Annotated in this window: 16 protein-coding genes; 6 read left to right on the plus strand and 10 right to left on the minus strand. The window is 59.6% G+C overall.

Features of this window, described 5'->3' with window-relative positions; translation table 11 throughout:
- Positions 1 to 223: 223 nt before the first annotated feature.
- Positions 224 to 2,242, minus strand: coding sequence for a TonB-dependent receptor (locus AC07V4_RS14580; RefSeq protein ID WP_492637154.1), 2,019 nt, complete (start codon positions 2,240 to 2,242; stop codon positions 224 to 226).
- A gap of 214 nt (positions 2,243 to 2,456) precedes the next feature.
- On the opposite strand from AC07V4_RS14580, the gene AC07V4_RS14585 reads away from it, so the two are divergent.
- Complete coding sequence (locus AC07V4_RS14585; protein WP_024073644.1) at positions 2,457 to 2,690, plus strand: VF530 family protein; 234 nt, start codon at positions 2,457 to 2,459, stop codon at positions 2,688 to 2,690.
- Between the two features lie 4 nt (positions 2,691 to 2,694).
- Entirely contained in the window at positions 2,695 to 3,321 is a 627-nt protein-coding gene (locus AC07V4_RS14590) for a Pr6Pr family membrane protein (RefSeq protein ID WP_492637153.1), read from the plus strand.
- Between the two features lie 110 nt (positions 3,322 to 3,431).
- On the opposite strand, the gene AC07V4_RS14595 is transcribed toward AC07V4_RS14590, so the two are convergent.
- The 3 genes from AC07V4_RS14595 to AC07V4_RS14605 form a co-directional block, all read right to left on the minus strand.
- Entirely contained in the window at positions 3,432 to 4,199 is a 768-nt protein-coding gene (locus tag AC07V4_RS14595) for a siderophore-interacting protein (protein WP_492637152.1), read from the minus strand.
- A complete protein-coding gene (locus AC07V4_RS14600) occupies positions 4,196 to 4,726 on the minus strand; it encodes a PadR family transcriptional regulator (protein ID WP_431751244.1) in 531 nt (176 codons plus the stop codon). The genes AC07V4_RS14595 and AC07V4_RS14600 overlap by 4 nt, the downstream gene beginning before the upstream one ends.
- Positions 4,727 to 4,962: 236 nt before the next feature.
- On the minus strand, positions 4,963 to 8,052 hold the full coding sequence (locus tag AC07V4_RS14605; RefSeq protein ID WP_492637151.1) for a biosynthetic peptidoglycan transglycosylase: 3,090 nt from the start codon (positions 8,050 to 8,052) through the stop codon (positions 4,963 to 4,965).
- Between the two features lie 381 nt (positions 8,053 to 8,433).
- Between AC07V4_RS14605 and AC07V4_RS14610 the strand changes: the two genes are divergently transcribed.
- On the plus strand, positions 8,434 to 9,852 hold the full coding sequence (locus tag AC07V4_RS14610; protein WP_492637150.1) for an amino acid permease: 1,419 nt from the start codon (positions 8,434 to 8,436) through the stop codon (positions 9,850 to 9,852).
- Here the strand turns inward: AC07V4_RS14610 and AC07V4_RS14615 are convergent.
- The 6 genes from AC07V4_RS14615 to AC07V4_RS14640 form a co-directional block, all read right to left on the minus strand.
- Positions 9,844 to 11,010, minus strand: coding sequence for an OpgC family protein (locus tag AC07V4_RS14615; RefSeq protein WP_492637149.1), 1,167 nt, complete (start codon positions 11,008 to 11,010; stop codon positions 9,844 to 9,846). The genes AC07V4_RS14610 and AC07V4_RS14615 overlap by 9 nt on opposite strands.
- A 132-nt stretch (positions 11,011 to 11,142) precedes the next feature.
- On the minus strand, positions 11,143 to 11,439 hold the full coding sequence (locus AC07V4_RS14620; RefSeq protein WP_492637148.1) for a cupin domain-containing protein: 297 nt from the start codon (positions 11,437 to 11,439) through the stop codon (positions 11,143 to 11,145).
- Between the two features lie 59 nt (positions 11,440 to 11,498).
- Positions 11,499 to 11,783 carry a putative quinol monooxygenase gene (locus tag AC07V4_RS14625; RefSeq protein WP_492637147.1) on the minus strand — a complete coding sequence of 95 codons (285 nt, stop codon included), beginning with the start codon at positions 11,781 to 11,783 and terminating at the stop codon, positions 11,499 to 11,501.
- Between the two features lie 12 nt (positions 11,784 to 11,795).
- The gene (locus AC07V4_RS14630; protein ID WP_492637146.1) at positions 11,796 to 13,415 is read right to left on the minus strand and encodes an FMN-binding glutamate synthase family protein; all 1,620 of its coding nucleotides are present in this window, start codon (positions 13,413 to 13,415) and stop codon (positions 11,796 to 11,798) included.
- Between the two features lie 83 nt (positions 13,416 to 13,498).
- A complete protein-coding gene (locus AC07V4_RS14635) occupies positions 13,499 to 15,751 on the minus strand; it encodes a glycoside hydrolase family 3 N-terminal domain-containing protein (protein WP_492637145.1) in 2,253 nt (750 codons plus the stop codon).
- Between the two features lie 109 nt (positions 15,752 to 15,860).
- Complete coding sequence (locus tag AC07V4_RS14640) at positions 15,861 to 16,628, minus strand: response regulator transcription factor (protein ID WP_492637144.1); 768 nt, start codon at positions 16,626 to 16,628, stop codon at positions 15,861 to 15,863.
- A gap of 94 nt (positions 16,629 to 16,722) precedes the next feature.
- Here AC07V4_RS14640 and AC07V4_RS14645 point away from each other — a divergent pair, with 94 nt between their 5' ends.
- From AC07V4_RS14645 to AC07V4_RS14655, 3 genes are all read left to right on the plus strand, one after another.
- Positions 16,723 to 17,544 (plus strand): carbon-nitrogen hydrolase family protein, encoded by an 822-nt coding sequence (locus tag AC07V4_RS14645; protein WP_492637143.1) that lies wholly within the window; start codon positions 16,723 to 16,725, stop codon positions 17,542 to 17,544.
- A gap of 133 nt (positions 17,545 to 17,677) precedes the next feature.
- A complete protein-coding gene (locus AC07V4_RS14650; RefSeq protein WP_492637142.1) occupies positions 17,678 to 19,003 on the plus strand; it encodes an APC family permease in 1,326 nt (441 codons plus the stop codon).
- A gap of 100 nt (positions 19,004 to 19,103) precedes the next feature.
- The gene (locus tag AC07V4_RS14655; RefSeq protein ID WP_492637141.1) at positions 19,104 to 19,376 is read left to right on the plus strand and encodes a type B 50S ribosomal protein L31; all 273 of its coding nucleotides are present in this window, start codon (positions 19,104 to 19,106) and stop codon (positions 19,374 to 19,376) included.
- Positions 19,377 to 19,392: the final 16 nt, after the last annotated feature.

Consider the following 19,392-nt stretch of genomic DNA (forward strand, 5'->3'; position numbering starts at 1 on the left):
GGGAAGGATAAAGGGAGTGGGCGCGCAGAGAAAGGGTAAATCGCAAGATGCATCATTTCAGATTTGGTAACAGTGACTAAGTGTCGCTGCAAAAAACGGGTGTGGGCAGGCTTTTGTGGGAGCAGGCTTGCCTGCGATAGCATCACATGGGTGTCACTGAAACACCGAGGTGGCCGCATCGCAGGCAAGCCTGCTCCCACATAAACCGGAATTGCGGTGTTCTTTAGAAAGTGGTGCGGATGCCGAACTGCACACTGCGCCCCGGCGCCGGCGCAATGTCCCGCAGAATCGAGCTGGCATAGCGCACAGTCTGGTTGGTCAGGTTTTCACCGTTCACAAACGCCAGCCACTGGCTGCCACCCACGTTGAAGCGATAACCCGCGCTGGCGCCCAAGGTTGTGTAGCCATCGGTGCCGCTTTCGTTATCCGGCACACGGCCTTGGCCTGCGGCATGTTCCACATCGATGCGCGCCTGCCAGCGGTCCAGTTCCCACAGCAAACCACTGTTCAAACGCAGCGGCGCGATGCGTGGGAGCGCTTCGCCGGTGTCGAGATTGGTGGCACGGGTGTAGTCGCCCGACAGTTCCAGGGCGAACTTACCGTAGGCGCTTTCGCCGAGTTTCCAGTGATCCTGGGCTTCGAAGCCGGCGAAGCGCGCACGCACGCCGGAGTATTGGTACTCAGGGTGACCGCTTGTGCCTTCTTCACCTTCGTCGTTCAGTATGCGGCCGGTGCCGAGCAAGCCGATGTAGTTGGAGAAGCGGCTGTAGAACACGCCGAAGCTGCCCTTGTGGGTGCCATTGTCAAAGCGCAGGGCCAGGTCGCTGGACACGGCTTTTTCTTTTTTCAGGTTGGCATCGCCCCGTTCATAGGTGGCGGTGGCGACGTGGGCGCCGTTGGCGTACAGCTCGTAGAACGTCGGGGCGCGCTCGGTGTAACCCAGGGTCGCGGCCAGGGACCAGATGGGCGTGAGGGTATACACCGCTCCCGACGACAGGCTGCCGGCGGTGAAGTCATTGCTTTTGTCGGCCGCGGCGAAGCGCGCGTTGCCCTTGGCGTCGGGGTCGACGTTGGTGTGTTCCACACGCCCGCCGAGGCTGAGTTTCAGGCGTTCGGTAGCTTGCATCTCTTCGAGGATGAACAATGCGCCGGCGTTGGTATCGGTCTGCGGCACGAAGGCTTCTTCACCGAGGGCGGAGAACTCGTTGCGGGTCACCTGGGCGCCGACCACACCGTCGAACGGGCCGATGGGTTGGTGGCGGGCTTCGACCCGCGCTTCATATCCTTTGTTCTTGAAGGTGGTTCCAGTTTCGCCGCCTTCGATCTCCCGGTGCTGGTAGTCGGTATACCCCGCGTCGACTTTCACCGAGCTGAACGGGCCTTGCAGGTTGCGGAATTCGGACGCAAAGGCGTAATGATCCTGCTTCATGCGGATGCGCACGTCCTGCTCGGCGGGCGAGCCGTAGTTGCTGTCGTAGTTGCTGTAGGACAGCCCGGCATAACCGTCATCCCAAGTGTAGGAGCCACCCACTGCGCCGCCGTCCTGGCGCCCGCTGCTGTTACCCAGGCGGCCGTTTTTGCCAGGGCCGTTTTCACTTTCAGCGGCGTGACGGCTGCGGGCATAACCCGGGATTTTCAGGTCGTTGAATTCCCGTGCGTTGGCGTCCAAGTGCAAGGCGAAGGTGCCATTGCCGGCTTCCAGTTTGCCCGCGCTGCTGCGGGTGGTGTCGGCGCCGCCGTAGCGCAGTTCACCCGCACCGTGGATGCCTTCGATGGCTTCGGTGGGGATGCGATTATCGAAGGTGTTGACCACGCCACCAATGGCGCTGCCGCCGTACAGCAGCGCCGCTGGGCCGCGCACGATTTCGATACGGTCGACATTGATCGGGTCCAGCGGCACCGCGTGGTCGTAGGACAGCGACGACGCATCCAGTGCGCCCACGCCATTGCGCAGGATGCGAATGCGGTCGCCATCCTGGCCACGAATGATCGGCCGGCTGGCGCCAGGGCCAAAGTACGAAGATGACACGCCGGGTTGCTTGTTCAGGGTTTCGCCGAGGCTGCCTTTTTGTTGCAGGGTCAGTTCATCGCCTTCGAGCACGGTGGTCGGCGAGGCGAGTTGCTCACTGCCCAACGGGTTGGCGGTGATGACTTGCGGTTGCAGCTCCAGGGCGTGGGCTTCGGAGCAGATCAGCAGGGCGGCGGCGAGCGGGGTCAAGCGCCAGAGAGAGGAGAGGGACATCGGACATTCCTTGGCAAAACGGCACAAAAAAGAGAAGGCTTAAAACGGTATCGAGCCGGTTACAGTTGATATTTATAGTTACAATATAACATCTCTTTTTTCGCTGGAAAGGGGAACTTTTTCTCAAGGGCTATATTCAATGCAGTGCTTCCACCTGTACGCCCCGTCGGCTAAGGTGCGCGGCTGTGTTTCCTCTTTTTGCAAAAGGCCTGGCATGACCGCGACAAGCAACGACCCGCTCCATGGCGTGACCCTGCAACACGTCCTCACGACCCTGGTGGAGCATTACGAGTGGGCAGGCCTGGCCGAGCGCATCGACATCCGCTGCTTCAAGAGCGATCCAAGCATCAAGTCGAGCCTCACCTTCCTGCGTAAAACCCCTTGGGCGCGGGAAAAAGTCGAAGGGTTGTATGTGAAGCTGATGCGCACCAAACGCCCGCTGGATTGATTCCATGAAGCGCTTAGTGGCCACGGTGGCCTTGGCCGGTTGGGTCGGGCTGGCGACTCAGCAGTACCTGATCTTCTATTCGCGCTGGACCACCGGCGCCAGCCTATTGGGCGGGCTGATCAATTTTTTCAGCTTCTTCACGGTACTGACCAACACCTTGGTGGTGGTGGTGCTGAGCTACGCGTTGGTCAATCGAGATTCAGCCGCCAAGCGGTTTTTCCTGGCGCCTGCGGTCAGCAGTGGGATTGCCGCGAGCATCGTGGTGGTGAGCCTGGCCTACAACCTGCTGTTGCGGCATTTGTGGAGCCCCACAGGCTTTCAATTCATGGCCGATGAATTGCTGCACGACGTGATGCCCGTGCTGTTTTTGATCTATTGGTGGCGGTGTGTGCCCAAAGGCACTTTGCGCCTCAAGCACATCGGCGCCTGGGTGATCTACCCGTTGGTGTATTTCGGCTACGTGCTGCTACGCGGAGATTTGCTCGGGCAGTATCAGTACCCGTTCATCGATGTTGGCACCCTCGGTTATCCACAAGTGTTTGTGAATGCCGGGGGAATTCTGCTGGGTTTTGTTGCGATTGCGTTGGTGGTAGTGGGGCTGGATAAGTGCCTGAAATCTCCCCGAACCTGAAGTGAACACAGGCCCAAATGTGGGAGCGGGCTTGCCCGCGATAGCGTCGCGTCAGTCACAGCCTTTGTCACTGAACCACCGCTATCGCGGGCAAGCCCGCTCCCACAGTTTTATTCTTCGTCGCTGCCATCGGCCCGCCAGTAACCCACGGCCTTGAGGAACTCCTCGTTGACCTGGTGCGTGTCCAGCAGCACCCGCCGCACCTGACGCGACAATTTGGTTTCAGTCGCGACAAAGCTGTACAGCGAACCACTCGGCAGCGTCAGTGCCCGCACGGTCTCCAGCAGATCATCCTGGCCACGGATCACCCAGATTACTTCGACGCTGGCGGCGCTTTTCAGCGCCTGCTTCTCTGCCGCGTTGGCGATCTCAATGACTGCGAGCACCGTGCGTCCTGCCGGTAATTCTTCCAGGCGCCGCGCGATGGCGGGCAGGGCCGTTTCATCGCCGATCAGCAGGTAGCTGTCGAAGATATCCGGCACGATCATCGAGCCCCGTGGCCCACCGATGTACAGGTGCTGGCCGACCTGCACCTGATCGGCCCAGGTCGATGCAGGGCCATCGCCGTGCAGTACGAAGTCGATGTCCAACTCGCCGATGCTCAAGTCGAAACGGCGTGGCGTGTAGTCGCGCATGGCCGGCTGCGGGCCGTCGCCCTTGATGCTGAAGGTCGGGCTTTCCAGCGCGGCCTGTTCGGCGGCGTTCTGTGGGAACAGCAGCTTGATATGGTCGTCGCTGCCCAGGCTGATAAATCCTGCCAGCTCCGGACCTCCCAGGGTGATGCGGCGCATACGCGGGGTAATGTCGACGACCCGCAGCACTTCCAGGCGGCGGCGTTTTATTTCGTGGGTCACACGGTGGATGACTTGTGTATTCATTGGTCTTTCCCGTCGGCGATGGATTGAGCGGTGCGATTGAGCAGCGCCGCGACACGAACGATTTCTTCCGGGCTCCAGCGCCCGTGGTGCGAATGCAAGGCATGGCGCAGGTTGTGCACCGCCTCGTGGATTTCCGGTGGCCGGTCCTGGCCACGCAATGAGCGCTTGCTGACGTCAATGCGCATGCGCACGCCTTCCAGTGCAACCGCCTGCTCGCTTAAGAAGAGACGACCGGCGTCGGTGATTGTGTAGCGTTTTTTTCCCGCCTCGGCATCGCCGGTGATCAAGTCGCTTTCTTCCAGAAAGGTCAATGTGGGGTAGATCACGCCGGGGCTTGGGGTGTAGGCCCCGTCGAAAAGACCTTCGATCTGACGGATCAGGTCATAGCCATGGCAGGGTTGTTCGGCGATCAACGCGGGCAACAGCAGCTTCAAATCGCCGGGCGCAAAGACGCGGGGGCCGCGCCCGCCGCGCTCACGGCCGGGACGAGGGTCGAAGCCGTCGCGGGTATGAGGATGGTCTCTCATGGTCGGGTTCTCCGATGTGGATTTAGATATAACTTAAGATATATCTTAATGCATCGGCAAACCTGTCTGACCGACGGTCGTCAATCCTCGGCCTTTTACGGCAGATGCGGTTGAATGAATCCGAGTGGCGTCTTGGTTTTAGCCAGACGCCTTATTGAAATGCGATAACGATGCCGTTTGAGGTGGCTTGTAATATGTTTCTTACGGAGCGCACGGACGTGGATCTTCGACTCACATCAACGCAATACGGTTGGCAGGCAGAGGGTTGATGTCCCAGGTTGCAAGTACGGCATCAGGATCGGCGCCATGCCCTTGAGTACTTGTACCGGCAATGCCGAGGTGAAGGTGAAGTGCTCGGCCGATTGGCCAGGCACAAACGCGGTGAGCGTACCGAAGTGGTGCTCGCCCAGGTAAAACACAAAGGTGGCCGTACGGTTGATCGACTTGGAGCTGAGAATCCGCCCACCGGCGCCGATGGCTTCGATGCGGTTATCCCCGGTGCCGGTCTTGCCGCCCATGGCCAGCGGTGTACCGTCGGCCAGTTTGAAACTGCCGGCCACACGCTTGGCGGTACCGGCGTCCACCACTTGGGACAGCGCACCGCGCAACGCCTGGGCCACCTCTAGCGGTATCACTTGCTTGCCGGGTGCAGGGTCATTGACGACTTTGGTTTCGTACGGCGTATCAGCGGCAAAGTGCAGGGTATCGATACGCAGCACTTTGGGGCGTACACCGTCGTTGAGGATGATGCCCATCAGCTCGGCCAGGGCTGCCGGGCGGTCGCCGGAGCTGCCGATAGCGGTGGCCAGGGATGGCACCAGATGGTCGAAGGGGTAGCCCACCGCCTGCCAGCGTTGGTGAATATCCAGGAACGCCTCGATCTCCAGCATGGTGCGAATACGGCTGTCACGGGCACTTTGATGGCGGCTCTTGAACAGCCAGCTGTAGACCTCCTGGCGTTCGAACTGGCTGGCCTTGACCACCTCGCTGAAGGTCGCGTCGGGGTGGTTGAGCAGATAGCCCAGTAGCCAAAGATCCAGCGGGTGAACCTTGGCGATGTAACCCTGGTCGGGTAGGTCGTAGGTGCCGGGGCCGTAGTCCTTATAGAGTTTTTCCAGGCGTTCGTCGGTGAGCTTGATCGTGGATTTGACGCCGGTCATGTGCGCGCGCACAAACAGGTTGAAGCTCGCCTGACTGGCATTGGGTAACAGGTAGCGATGTACGGCGGCCAGGCGGATGGGCGTGGGGCGCAGGCTGTCGAGGAAGGTGTCGAGACGAGCCTGGGTGTCTTTCTTCTGATACTTCTTCCAGAACTTGCGCAGGAACGTAGTGCCTTCACGGTCAGCAAAACCAGCCAGGTATTCTTGGCGGCGCGGGTCGTTGTCGTCCTTGAGCAACTCGGCACTGTTGTTTTCGCCGGAGTAGGTTACGTAGCGCACCACATCACGCATCAGGCGAATGAAGGGCAGGTTGATCGACTCGCGCAAGGCATCACGCAGGCTGGGGCTGCGGCCATTGTCCTGGCTGCGGAAATTATGGAAATGATGCAGGCCGCCACCGGTGAAAAAACTCTCGGCAGGGCTGGCCGAATAGGTGCGGTCCAAGGCGGCATCAAGCATTTTCGGCAGCGATTTATCTGGGGCCTGGATCAAGTAGTCGAGGGCCCAGCGGCTGAGACGGTCCTGGTCGTCCACCGCGACTTTTTTCAGTTCGGCCGGCGCTTTGCCGGCGTATTTGTCGTGCAGTTCGGTGATGATCTGCAGGTAGGTGGTGAGCACCCGCAGCTTGGCGGTGGAGCCCAGTTCCAGTTTGCTGCCTTCGTTGATATCAAAAGGCTGGTCGGTGTTGTCGGTTTGCACACGTACGCGTGAACCATCCGGCGTCAACTCGAACAGGGTGAAGCTGTAGCGTACTTGTGCGGTACTGGCGGGGGTCAGCAGGCGTTCACCGAGCAGGCCGAGTTGGCGGGCGTAGTCGGGGTCGGCGAGGTGCTTGAGGTAGTCGCTGACTTGGCCCTGCAACTGCGCTTGCAGGGTCGTGGTGGCGGACAGGTCCAGGCGGTCGAGGTCGTACAGCGGCCGGTCAAGCAATGTCGCCAAACGACTGCGGGCCACACTGATGCCTTTATTGGTTTCTATCGGTTGAAGCGTGGGTTGTTGTGCCCAGTCGCGGTAAGTGACCTTGCTCGCCAGGGCGACCTTGAGCAAGTCAGGTCCGATCACGCCATTCTGGGCCAGTAGGCGCAAATGGCTGTCGGTGAGGTCGGCGAGTTCGTCCCGCCCTTTGGCGAGGTAATGGGAAGGGCGGCGCTGCGCGATGATCAACGACAGCACCTGACGCAACGCCAGGCCTTGCTGCGCGTTCACCGGGCCGCGCAAGGCTTGGTTGACTTGGTTGAAGTCGGCGCCGTACCACACCCGCAAACCCTCGGCCATGCCATGCACTTCACCATGCCCGGGGACTGCCGACAGAGGCACGCTGTTGAGGTAGTCGCGCAGGATGTTCTTGCGTGCCGCCAGGGTCTCAGGGCCATCGTGGTAGGCACGCACGGCGGCGGAAAACATCTGCCGCAATTTTTCGCCACCTGACACCGTCAGGCCGTCCGGTGAGTGACGGTATTTTTCCAACTGAGTCGCCAGGGTGCTGCCACCGGCACTTTGGCCTGGCAGGTGCAGCAGTTTGGCGACTTGCGACCACGCGGCCTTGGCAAAGCGTGGCCAGTCCACGGCGGGGTTGGCTTGGGGCTGGTTGGGGTCAAGCAGATCGCGGTTTTCGATAAACAACAGGCTGTTGATCACCAGCGGCGGGATCGACGTGAAACTGTCGTACAGCTGCTGTGGGTAGTTGTATTGGTACAGCGGTACGGCACGGCAATCGGTGATGGACAGCCCGGCCTGGATCTTTTGCGAGTAGGGCACGAACAGGCCCTTGGCGCTGTAGTCCATCAATGCTGGCGAGAAACGTGACTGGGCCTGGATCACATAACCGCGCTTGAGCAGGCGTGGCAAAAACGTGCCGAGGTCGCTGTAGCCCAGGCGTCGGTCAAACGGGCCCGCGCCAGGGTAGACCATGGCGTCGCTGGCACCGGGTTTTACCTGGTAAGTGAGGTCACGGGCCAGGCGGCTGAGTTCCTGGGCCTGCAGACGCGAGGTGCGCATTTCTTTGTGGGCGGCAAAACCCAGGGCGATCAATGCCATCAGCACGATCAACCAGAACAGTCGGTGCCAATGGCGGGGCCTGGGTTTATTTTCGGGTAAAGGCGCTGGGTCCGAACTGCCTTGTAGTCGCGCAGCCTTGGTCGATTCGGTTTGCCACAGTACGCCCATAGTCGATTGATCCATTCACGCAGATTGATCGGACTTGCTTGAAGCGTAGTCGCCGAGTGAAGGGTTGTGAGGAAAATATGTTCTGCATGTCGGAATCTTCTTGTGGCTACGGCGTACGGTGCGCACCGCGGCGTTTTGTCGCCCGTTGTAGGTCATATGCACCTGTTAAATTGCATTTTGACGGGTACATCCACTAAATTGGCCCGCTTTTATAGTGAATGAGCCTGACCCTGGCTTTTTATACTGCACGCCCCGCTGATCTTGCCCGGCAAGAAGGGCCCGTCCATGAGGCGGCTCCGGTCTCGGCAAGGGCACAGGCCTATCGGCTTGCACCCTGGAGACTCGACGGACAATCCAATAACAAGATGAGGTTGTACCCCTATGCCAGTTGGCAACCCACTGCCCCATGGCGAGACCGCTCAAGGCGGCCCGCTCAAGCGCGAACTCGGTGAACGGCACATTCGCCTCATGGCCCTTGGCGCCTGCATCGGTGTCGGCCTGTTCCTCGGTTCGGCCAAGGCCATTGAAATGGCCGGCCCTGCCATCATGCTTTCCTACATCATTGGCGGCCTGGCGATTCTGGTGATCATGCGCGCCCTCGGCGAAATGGCCGTGCACAACCCGGTGGCCGGCTCCTTCAGCCGCTATGCCCAAGACTACCTCGGCCCGCTGGCGGGCTTTCTCACCGGCTGGAACTATTGGTTCCTGTGGCTGGTGACCTGTGTCGCGGAGATCACTGCGGTGGCGGTGTACATGGGCGTGTGGTTCCCGGATACACCACGGTGGATCTGGGCCTTGGCCGCCCTGATCAGCATGGGCACCATCAACCTGATCGCGGTCAAGGCGTTCGGTGAATTCGAGTTCTGGTTCGCCCTGATCAAGATCGTCACGATCATTGCGATGGTCATCGGCGGTGTCGGCATTATCGCGTTCGGTTTCGGCAACGACGGCGTGGCCCTGGGGATTTCCAACCTGTGGGCCCACGGTGGTTTCATGCCTAACGGCGTGCAGGGTGTGTTGATGTCCCTGCAAATGGTGATGTTTGCCTATTTGGGCGTGGAAATGATCGGCCTGACCGCCGGTGAAGCGAAGAACCCGCAGAAGACCATCCCCAGCGCCATCGGCTCGGTGTTCTGGCGCATCCTGCTGTTCTACGTCGGTGCGTTGTTCGTGATTCTGTCGATCTACCCGTGGAATGAAATCGGCACCCAGGGCAGCCCGTTCGTCATGACGTTCGAGCGCCTCGGCATCAAGACCGCAGCGGGTATCATCAACTTCGTGGTGATCACGGCGGCGCTGTCGTCGTGCAACGGTGGCATCTTCAGCACCGGGCGCATGCTCTACAGCTTGGCGCAGAACGGCCAGGCTCCCGCGACTTTCGGCACGACCTCCAGCAATGGTGTGCCGCGCAAGGCGCTGCTGCTGTCGATCTTCGCCTTGCTGCTGGGCGTGTTGCTCAACTACCTGGTGCCGGAAAAAGTCTTTGTGTGGGTGACCTCCATCGCCACCTTCGGCGCGATCTGGACCTGGCTGATGATCCTGCTGGCCCAGCTCAAGTTCCGCAAAGGTCTGAGCCCCGCCGAGCAGGCAGGACTCAAATACCGCATGTGGTTGTACCCGATCAGCTCGTACCTGGCGCTGGCGTTCCTGGTACTGGTGGTGGGCCTGATGGCGTATTTCCCGGACACCCGCGTGGCGCTGTATGTAGGGCCGGCATTCCTGGTACTGCTGACGGTGTTGTTCTACGTGTTCAAGCTGCAGCCGAATGACGCTAGCTCTGCGTCAGTGCGTTCAGCCTGACGTGCGGGAGGGCTCGCTGCGCACAGCGGGCCTTCCTCCTGCGGTTGACTTGAGCGACTGGTCCAGTCGCTTGTTGAACTCTAGCCACACGGCAAGCATCACCATCAATGCAGCGCCGGCCACGGCGGTCAGCAGCTGCATCACCAAGGCATCCCCTGCCAGGGCATTGACCATATCGGCCAACGGCGCGAGTACAACGCCCAGGCAAAACACCTCCAGCGAATAACGCCCCATACGGCAGACAGGTTGTGCCAGCCGGTTTTTGGTCCAGCCTCGGCCGGGCAGCAGCTTGGCGGTGACGTAGGCCAGGGCGAGGAAGTGCAGCAGGCGCACCGGTGATAGGTCCGTCTTGCTGATGGGGTAGATCAGATCGCTGAGCAGGGTTGGCATCAGTGCATCGTGGATCTCTGGCCAGCGCCAGGACAGGGTCAGCACTCCGGCCATCACGGCATAAATCGCAGCCACGACAAACATCGGCTGGTGGCGCAGAGGCCGCCTTTCGATTGGCCGTTCTTGTCCGCTGTAAATCGCCGCGGCGCCTCCCAGCACGAACAGGAATTGCCAGGTCACCGGGTTGAAATACCACACGCCGTCGGCAATCGCCCGCAGGTTCCAACCCATCCACGGCGCCAACAGGTACACCGTGGCAGAGATGCCCACCACCAGCCCTGTCCTGCGCAGCATCAGCGGCAGCACCAGCGGTAACCCTGCAAGTAATACGATATACAGCGGCAATGGGTCCATCAGGTTGGGTTTGAAGCGCAGCAGCAACTCATCGGTAAGTGCCTGTTGCGGGTGGGTGACGAAATGCGTCAGGCCCATCTCTTCGACGAGGTCACGGGTTTCCACATGGCTGTTGGCGTAGAACACGATGCCCATCAGCATCGCCAGCAGGAAGATGTGCACAACGTACAGCACCCAGGTGCGGCGCAGGATTTTCAGGGAGGCAATCCAATAGCCATCACGTTGCAGGATCTTGCCGTAGGCCAAGACGGCGGCGTAACCAGCGAGGAATACAAAGACCTCTGCCGCATCGCTGAAGCCGAAGTTTCGCAGGGTGATCTGGCCGAGCGGGTTGTGGGGGACGTGATCCCAGAAAATGAAGATCAACGCCAGGCCCCGGAAAAAATCGATGCGTGGGTCGCGTCCGTTCAGCATGGCTGCGGGCTCTTGAACAAAAGGTTTAGTAAAGACAGGCGAATGCGCGTGTTGTCGTACGCCACACGTCGGGCGGGCGCAGGTTGGCGGTATTTGTAAGCAATTGCAAAGGCTGGGTATTACTGAATGTCTCTAGACATCAATGATCACCAAAGTGCCATGGCTGCCGGCGAGCACACTGTGGGCTGTGCCGGCTTGCACAAGGTACATCTGGCCGGCATCCACGCGGACTTCCTGGTTGTCGACGCTCAGTTGCAGATGACCGCTGACCACAAACAGCCCTTCGTTGTAGTCATGGGTCTCTTCCTCATACGCCTGCTCATCCATGCGCAACACCTTGATCCGCGCCGGGCCGACTTGACCCAGGCGCGTTGATTTCCAGGTATCGGGCAGTTGCCCGGCGATGGCAGTGAAGTCGAGTAACGGCATGTGAGTCTCCTTGTTTCAACGATGCCGTCGGTGGTCCGGTTCAGCGGGAAAAGGGTTGGTTAGAACGCATCCATCAGCAGCACTTTGCACGGCTTGGCCTGATACGCATTGATCTGTGGCACCAGCCGAGTGAAATGTTCGGTCTGGCAGTGCGTGTCGAGCGCTGCCTGGTCGGGCCATTGCTCGACGAAGATAAAGTGCCCCGGGTCTTTTTGATCGACAAACAAATCGTAGGCGATGCATAGCGGTTCCTGGCGAGTTTTTTCCACTAGCTCGGCGTACCACGGGCGCACAGCATCCAGGTGTTCAGCCTTGATGAAATCTTCGGCGATGACTTTCAACACGGTATCGATCCTTTACGCGGCCACGACTTCATTGGGTTCGAAGCTGTCTGCGCGTGCCATCTGCCACATACGCGAATAAAATTCGCCGCTCACCTCTCCGGTCAACAACTCGCCGGGCTTGAGGAACACATGCAGCTGCGAGAACAGCTTGATCTCGGTCGCGGACATGCGCCGCACCAAATGCTTGGCCGACAGCTGCGAGGGATGATCCAGCCCTGCTGCCGCAAGCATCTCCGCCAGCGCCTTGAGCGTGCTGCGATGGAAGTTGAACACGCGCTGGGCCTTGTCCGGCACGACTAGCGCACGTTGGCGCAAGGGGTCTTGAGTGGCGACGCCGGTCGGGCATTTATTGGTGTGGCACGACTGGGACTGAATGCAGCCAATGGCAAACATGAAGCCCCGCGCCGAGTTGGCCCAGTCGGCGCCGATGGCCAAGACGCTGGCGATGTCGAACGCGCTGACGATTTTGCCACTGGCGCCGAGCTTGATCTTGTCGCGCAGGTTCAAGCCCACCAGGGTGTTGTGCACGAATAACAGGCCTTCACGCAACGGCACGCCGATATGGTCGGTGAATTCCACCGGTGCGGCGCCGGTGCCGCCTTCCTTGCCGTCGACCACGATGAAGTCAGGGAGGATGCCGGTCTCGAGCATGGCCTTGGCGATGCCCATGAATTCCCACGGATGGCCCAGGCAAAACTTGAAGCCCACCGGTTTACCACCGGACAGCTCACGCAGTTGGGCGATGAAGTGCATCATTTCGATGGGGGTGGAAAATGCGCTGTGGCGTGACGGCGAGATGCAGTCTTCACCCATCATGATGCCGCGTGTCTCGGCGATTTCCTTGGTGACCTTGTGCTTGGGCAAGATCCCGCCATGGCCGGGTTTGGCACCCTGGCTCATCTTGATTTCGATCATGCGCACTTGTGGATTTTGCGCCTGTGCGGCGAAGCGTTCCGGGTCGAAATGGCCGTCACTGGTGCGGCAGCCGAAGTAGCCGCTGCCCAATTCCCAGGTCAGGTCGCCGCCGTTTTCACGGTGATAGGGGCTGATGCTGCCTTCACCGGTGTCATGGGCGAAGTTGCCGAGCTTGGCGCCTTGATTGAGGGCACGGATCGCGTTGGCGCTAAGGGAACCGAAGCTCATCGCCGAGATGTTGAACACCGACGCCGAGTACGGTTGCTTGCACTGCGGGCCACCGACCATCACGCGGAACGCGCTGGGGTCGCTCAACGGCGCGGGGCGCATGGAGTGGCCGATGAATTCGAAGCCCGATTGGTACACGTCAATCAAGGTGCCGAAAGGTTTGTCGGCGCTTTCGTTCTTGGCGCGTGAGTAGACCAGCGATCGCTGTGCCCGGGAAAAGGGGAGGGCGTCGCTGTCGGACTCCAGCAGGTACTGGCGGATCTCCGGTCGGATAGTCTCCACGAGGTAACGGATATTGCCCAGGATCGGGTAGTTACGGCGTACGGCGTGAGGGGTTTGTATCAGGTCGAAAATGCCGATCAGGCTCAACACGCCAGTGATGATGGTAATCGGCCACAACCATTCGTGTTCGATGAAGGGGAGGCTGGCAAGGGTGAAAATGACGCACACGGCAAAGAAGGCGTAACGGCTTAATAACGACAGGCTCATACGGGTTTCCTTGGGTTCGGACTCTTTTGGTCGGTACGGCATTCTGCGCTTGTAAGGAAACCCTAGACAACCAGCGGGAATATTCAGTTTGGCACCACCGGTGAGACAGACTGGCCCGAGATAGGCAGTTTGCGGCTATCGGTGACTTCGAAATGGGCTTGGTTAGTGGTGGTCGAGTCGCCGCCGACGAAGACGGTAAAAGTGCCGGCTTCCACCACGGGCAGCAAATTCTTGTCCAGGAGGGCGAAGTCCTTTTGATCTAGGGTGAAGGCCACGTCCTGGGTTTCACCGGGGGCCAAATGCACTTTGCGAAAACCGCGTAACTGGCGCACCGGGCGGGTGACACTGGCAACATCATCACGCAGGTATAGCTGAACAATTTCATCGCCTGTGCGCGGGCCGTTATTGGTGACGTTGACCTCCACGGTCAGAGGCTGGCTGGAGCTGATGCGCGTACTGCTCAGGCGAGGAGGGCCATATCTGAACGTGGTATAGCTAAGGCCGAAACCGAAGGGGTACAACGGGGTCGAGGACTGATCGATGTACCTCGATTCCCAGGCATCGTCTTCGCCGTCGACCGGGCGCCCGGTGTTTTTATGCGCGTAGTAGAGGGGAACCTGGCCCACGCTACGGGGGAAGGTAATGGACAGTTTACCGCTGGGGTTTGTATCACCAAACAGCACATCGGCCACGGCGTGACCCGCTTCGGTTCCCAGAAACCAGGACTCTATGAGCGCCGGCACTTGTTCAATAGCGCCGGTCAGCGCGAGTGGGCGCCCATTCATCAGAATAACCACTATGGGCTTCCCGGTTTCTTGGAGTGCTTGCAAGAGGGTGTTCTGGGCACCAGGCAGATCCAGGCTGGCGCGGCTGTTGGCTTCGCCGCTCATGTCGACAGTTTCCCCCAGCACGGCGACTATCACATCGGCGTCTTCGGCAGCATTTTTTGCTGCGGCAATACCCCCGGTGTCTTGGTTGACCGGTGACGCACCGGGTACGTAGACCACTCGGCTGTCGGGGGAGACCGCGCTTTGTATGCCTTGCAAGACGGTGGCGGCTCTGTTGGGGAGGGTAGTAGCGGCACAGGTACCCAGGCTGGAGGTGGTTTCCATCGCGAGGCTACCGACGACCAAAATGTGCCGCAGGTTTTTTGACAGTGGCAGCAATGAGTCCGTGTTTTTCAGCAGAACAATGGATTTCTGCGCAGCCTCACGGGCCAGGGTGACGGCTTCTGGTGTCTGGGTCAGTGTGCGTTCCCGGTCTTCATCACTGTAGCGGTAGGGATCATCGAACAAGCCTAGTTGTTGCTTGGTCTTGAGCACTCGGCGCACAGCAATGTCCACGGCCGTTATGGGGACTTCGCCACTCCTCAAAAGAGAGGGCAGGTTCAGCCTAAAGAGCTGGTTGGCCATTTCGATATCCACGCCGGCATTGAAGGCTTGCCGAGTCGCGTCCAGCGGTGTTTTCGCAACTCCATGAGTGATCAATTCTGCCACCGCGTCATGGTCACTGACGATCATCCCGGAAAAGCCCCATTGCTGACGTAAAAGACCGTCAAGCAGCGCTTTGTTACTGACCATGGGCTCCCCTGCGATTTCGTTGAAGCTCGGCATGATGGCATTGGTCCCAGCCCGGACGGCTGCATAGAAAGGCGGTAGATAGGCTTCGCGCAGGGTACGCTCCGACAGGTCGACTGTGTTGTAGTCACGCCCTGCTTCGGCGGCGCCGTACCCCACGAAGTGTTTAGCAGTGGTCAGCATGAACGAGGTACTGGGTGGCCCCTCACCGTGAAAGCCTTTGATTCGCGCGGTGGCCATGATCGAACTCAGGAACGGGTCCTCGCCAGCTCCTTCCACCACTCGGCCCCAGCGTGGGTCGCGAGCGATATCGATCATCGGTGCCAAAGTCCAATGCACGCCACTGGCCGTCGCTTCGACTGCGGCAGCACGAGCGGTACGTTGAGTCAGGTCAGGGTCCCACGCACTGGATTCGGCGAGTGGCACCGGGAACATTGTGCAAAACCCATGAATCACGTCTTTGGCAAATAGCAAAGGGATATGCAGGCGCGACCCCTCCACCACGAGACGCTGCAAATGGCGCGTTTCCTCGGCGCCGCTGTCGCCTATCACTGCGCCGACATTGACCGTAGGCAGCTGTGTTTGGCCTTGTTGATCAATGAAGGAACCGTTGGGCGTGTCCACGATATGCGACATAGTGAGTTGGCCCAGTTTTTCTTCGAGGGTCATCTGCGCTAGCAGGTGCTCGACCGCATCGTCCTGAGCCATCGTCGGCCATGGCATATACATTAATAGCAGAGCAAGCAGTCGACTACGCACGGGTAGTTCCAGCGGCAACGAACATAGGTGGAGTGTTCAGGGCACAGGCAAGCCGGTCTACTGTCAGAACTGACAGTGCATAACCACTTTTAGACAGATGGCGCAGGTGTCAGGCGTTTTGCGCCTGTAGAAAGATCGAGAACAGCTCCGACTGGGATTTGATCCCCAGCTTGCTGTACATGTGTTTCTTATGGACTTTCACGGTTTCAACTGAGATTTCCAGCTTACGAGCGATTTCCTTGCTTGAGCAACCGCTAAGCATCAAACGGCCTACATCCAGCTCGCGAGCGGTGAGTTGTGCACCCCATTCGTCGTTCTGGACGGACGGCTGTGGTGTTGTGGTGACTTGGTTGAGTTCATAGGGCAGGCGTTGGCGCAGCAGGCTTGATACCCAAGGCTGGATCAGCGACAGCAAGGCTATTTGTTGCGGATCATAAGGCTGCTTCGAGCCCAGGGACACGCACAGGGTACGCCCATCCGGCAGTTGGCAATTGAACTGGATTTCATCGGCCACCACATTCAGGCGGAAGTAGCGCTGGTAGTACTCGGTGAGTTCGAAATGTTCCGGTGCTACGTCAGCCAGGCGAAACAGGCCGGTGCGCGAGTGCTCGCGGCTGGCGATGTAGAAGGGGTCGAGCAGGTACAGGCCGTTGAGGTAGTCCTGGAACAGGTGGTCCGGTGTGCCGTTGGCGCCTGGGCATTCGGCGAACACCAGCGGGCGATGCTCGTTGCTGAACAGCAACACGACCCAGCTATCGAAGGGCACGTATTGGCCCAGCAAACGGACGAGCTGCGTCCAGAAATTGGCCTGGTCCAGGGCATCTATCATTTGCCCCACCGAACGGTGCCAGGCGATGTCTTCCAGCGACATGGTCATTGATCTACCCCTATAGGGTTACCTCGGCCGCGTAATTCCCTGGCCGGTTGTGGCTGCGCATACTGCGGCACAGATAAAGAACAAGGAAATCCCCATGAAGGTCGAATTCGCCCAACTGGCAGGCCGTGATAACGGTACAGCTTACAACCTTGAGCGCGCCTTGGCGGCAATCGCTGCAAGCGACGCGGATACGCAACTGATCGTCTTCCCGGAAACCTACCTGATGGGGTTCCCGACTCTCGAGACCGTCGCCGAGGTTGCCGAACCCTTGGACGGTCGTACCGTGCAGGCTGTCATCGAGGCGGCCCGCGCTCGCGATGTTGCGGTGGTGATCGGCATGGCGGAAAACGACGGCGGCCAATTCTACAACACTACCTTGCTGATCACGCCCGAAGGCATCGCCCTGCGCTATCGCAAGACTCACCTGTGGCCCCTGGAGCGCGGCGTGTTCATCCCGGGTGATCGCTACGCCACCGCACTGTGGAAGGGACTGCGTGTCGGCCTGCTGATCTGCTATGACATCGAGTTCCCGGAAACCGCCCGTGCCCTGGCGCAGTTGGGGGCTCAATTGCTGATCGTCACCAACGGCAACATGGACCCTTACGGCCCCACGCACCGTACCGCGATCATGGCCCGCGCCCAGGAAAACCAGGCGTTTGCGCTGATGGTCAACCGGGTGGAAGAGGGTGATGGCGGCCTGTTGTTCGCGGGTGGCAGCGCCCTTGTGGACCCGTTCGGCACCTTGCTGTTCGAAGCCGGGCGCGAGGCTGGGCAATTCACGGTCGAGCTGGATCTCGAGCAACTGGAGGCGGCTCGCAAGGACTACCGCTACCTGGACGACCAGCGCTTGAAATTGCCGGGGGAGGTGATTGAGCGCACTGACGGGACGCGGGAGCTACTGATCCCTGAATCCTGATTTCACACCGGTTCTTGTAGTGAGCGGGGCAAGCTCGCTCACTACAAAACTCGCACCAGAGATAAAAACAAGACACCCGCAGCACCCCATTTCAGTTCTGCCATAAATCTAATAAATCAGCGGAGAATCACTCATGGCTCGTTTGCAACGCACCCTGTCGTTAGGGGCGGTGGTGCTGTTCGGCATCGCCTATATGACGCCTATCATTGTACTCGGCACCTTCGGCATCCTGGCGCAGTCCACCGCCGGCATGGTCCCAGCCGCGTACCTGGCTGCGCTGGTGGCGATGTTCTTTACCGCCATGAGTTACGGGCGCATGGCCTCAGCATTTCCGGTGGCGGGTTCGGCCTACAGTTATGTGCGCAAGGCGATCAGCCCCAAGCTGGGTTTTATCGCTGGCTGGGCGGTGTTGCTCGACTATCTGTTCTTACCCATGGCTATCTGGTTGATCGGCGCGGCATACCTGCATTCGGCATTCCCGGCCGTGCCGCAGTGGATCTGGGTGCTGGCGTTTATCGGCATCACCACGGCGATCAATATCATTGGCCTGAGACTGGCCAACGGCATCAACGCATTGCTGATGCTGGTGCAGTTCCTGGTGCTGATTGCTTTCGTCGCGCTGTGCATCCATTACCTGGGCGGCGATGCGAGCCAGCCACTCTGGACTATCGCCCCGTTCTTCAACGGTCAGATGCAAATGCCGTTGATCATGAGCGGTGCGGCCATCGCTTGTTATTCGTTCTTGGGCTTTGATGCGGTCAGCACCTTGACGGAAGAAACCCGCGACCCACGCCGCACCATTCCCCGGGCGATCATGTTGATCACCTTGATCGGCGGGCTGATCTTCGTCGGTGTGTCGTACTTCGTGCAGGTCGCTCATCCGTCGTTCGCGTTTACCGACGTGGATTCAGCGGCCTACGAGATTGCCCGCAACGTGGGCGGCGATCTGTTCGTGTCGATTTTCCTGATCGGCCTGATCGTCGGCCAATTCGCCTCGGGGCTGTCGGCCCAGGCCAGCGGTTCGCGCTTGTTGTTTGCCATGGGCCGCGACGGCGTGTTGCCCAAATCGTTCTTCGGCACTTTGCATGGGCGCTTCGGCACGCCGGTCAACAGTATCCTGTTGTGTGCAGTGGTGGCCTTACTGGCGCTCAAGCTCGACGTGACGACTTCCACTTCGTTTATCAACTTCGGTGCATTCCTGGCGTTCAGCCTGGTCAACCTGTCGGTGATCTTTCACTACTGGATCGCTGCCAAACAGCGTGGCCTGCGTGAACTGATCCTGTTTCTGGTGTTCCCGGCCATCGGCCTGTTGGCGGATCTGTGGCTGATGGTCAGCCTCGATCACCTGGCGATTTACCTGGGTGTGGTGTGGTTGGCGATTGGCCTGGTTTACCTCGGCGTGCTTACCCGTGGCTTCTCGCAGCCGCCGCCGGAGATGGACTTCCAAGAAGCCGCATAGACGCTGACGGCCTATTCTTATTGCAATCTGTTCTCGTTTGGGTGCATGATTTGTGTTACTGTATAACACGTTTAGTGCACCCAAACGCCCCGGAGGCCTTATGAAAGCTGGTATCCATCCCGACTACCGCACCGTGCTGTTCCACGACACCGCCGCCGATGTGTTCTTTCTGATCGGCTCCACCGCCGACAGCGATCGCACCCATACCTACAGCGATGGCAACACCTACCCGTACATCCCGTTGGACGTGTCCAGCGCCTCGCACCCGATCTACACCGGCCAGCAGCGCAAGACCCAGGCCGAAGGCCGGATTGCCGGGTTCAACAAGCGTTTTGCTTCGTTCGGATCGAGCCCGAAAAAAGCTGAAGCCTGAGCAGGATTCGGCGGCG

The sequence above is a fragment of the Pseudomonas sp. GW821-FHT03A09 genome (assembly GCF_059421065.1).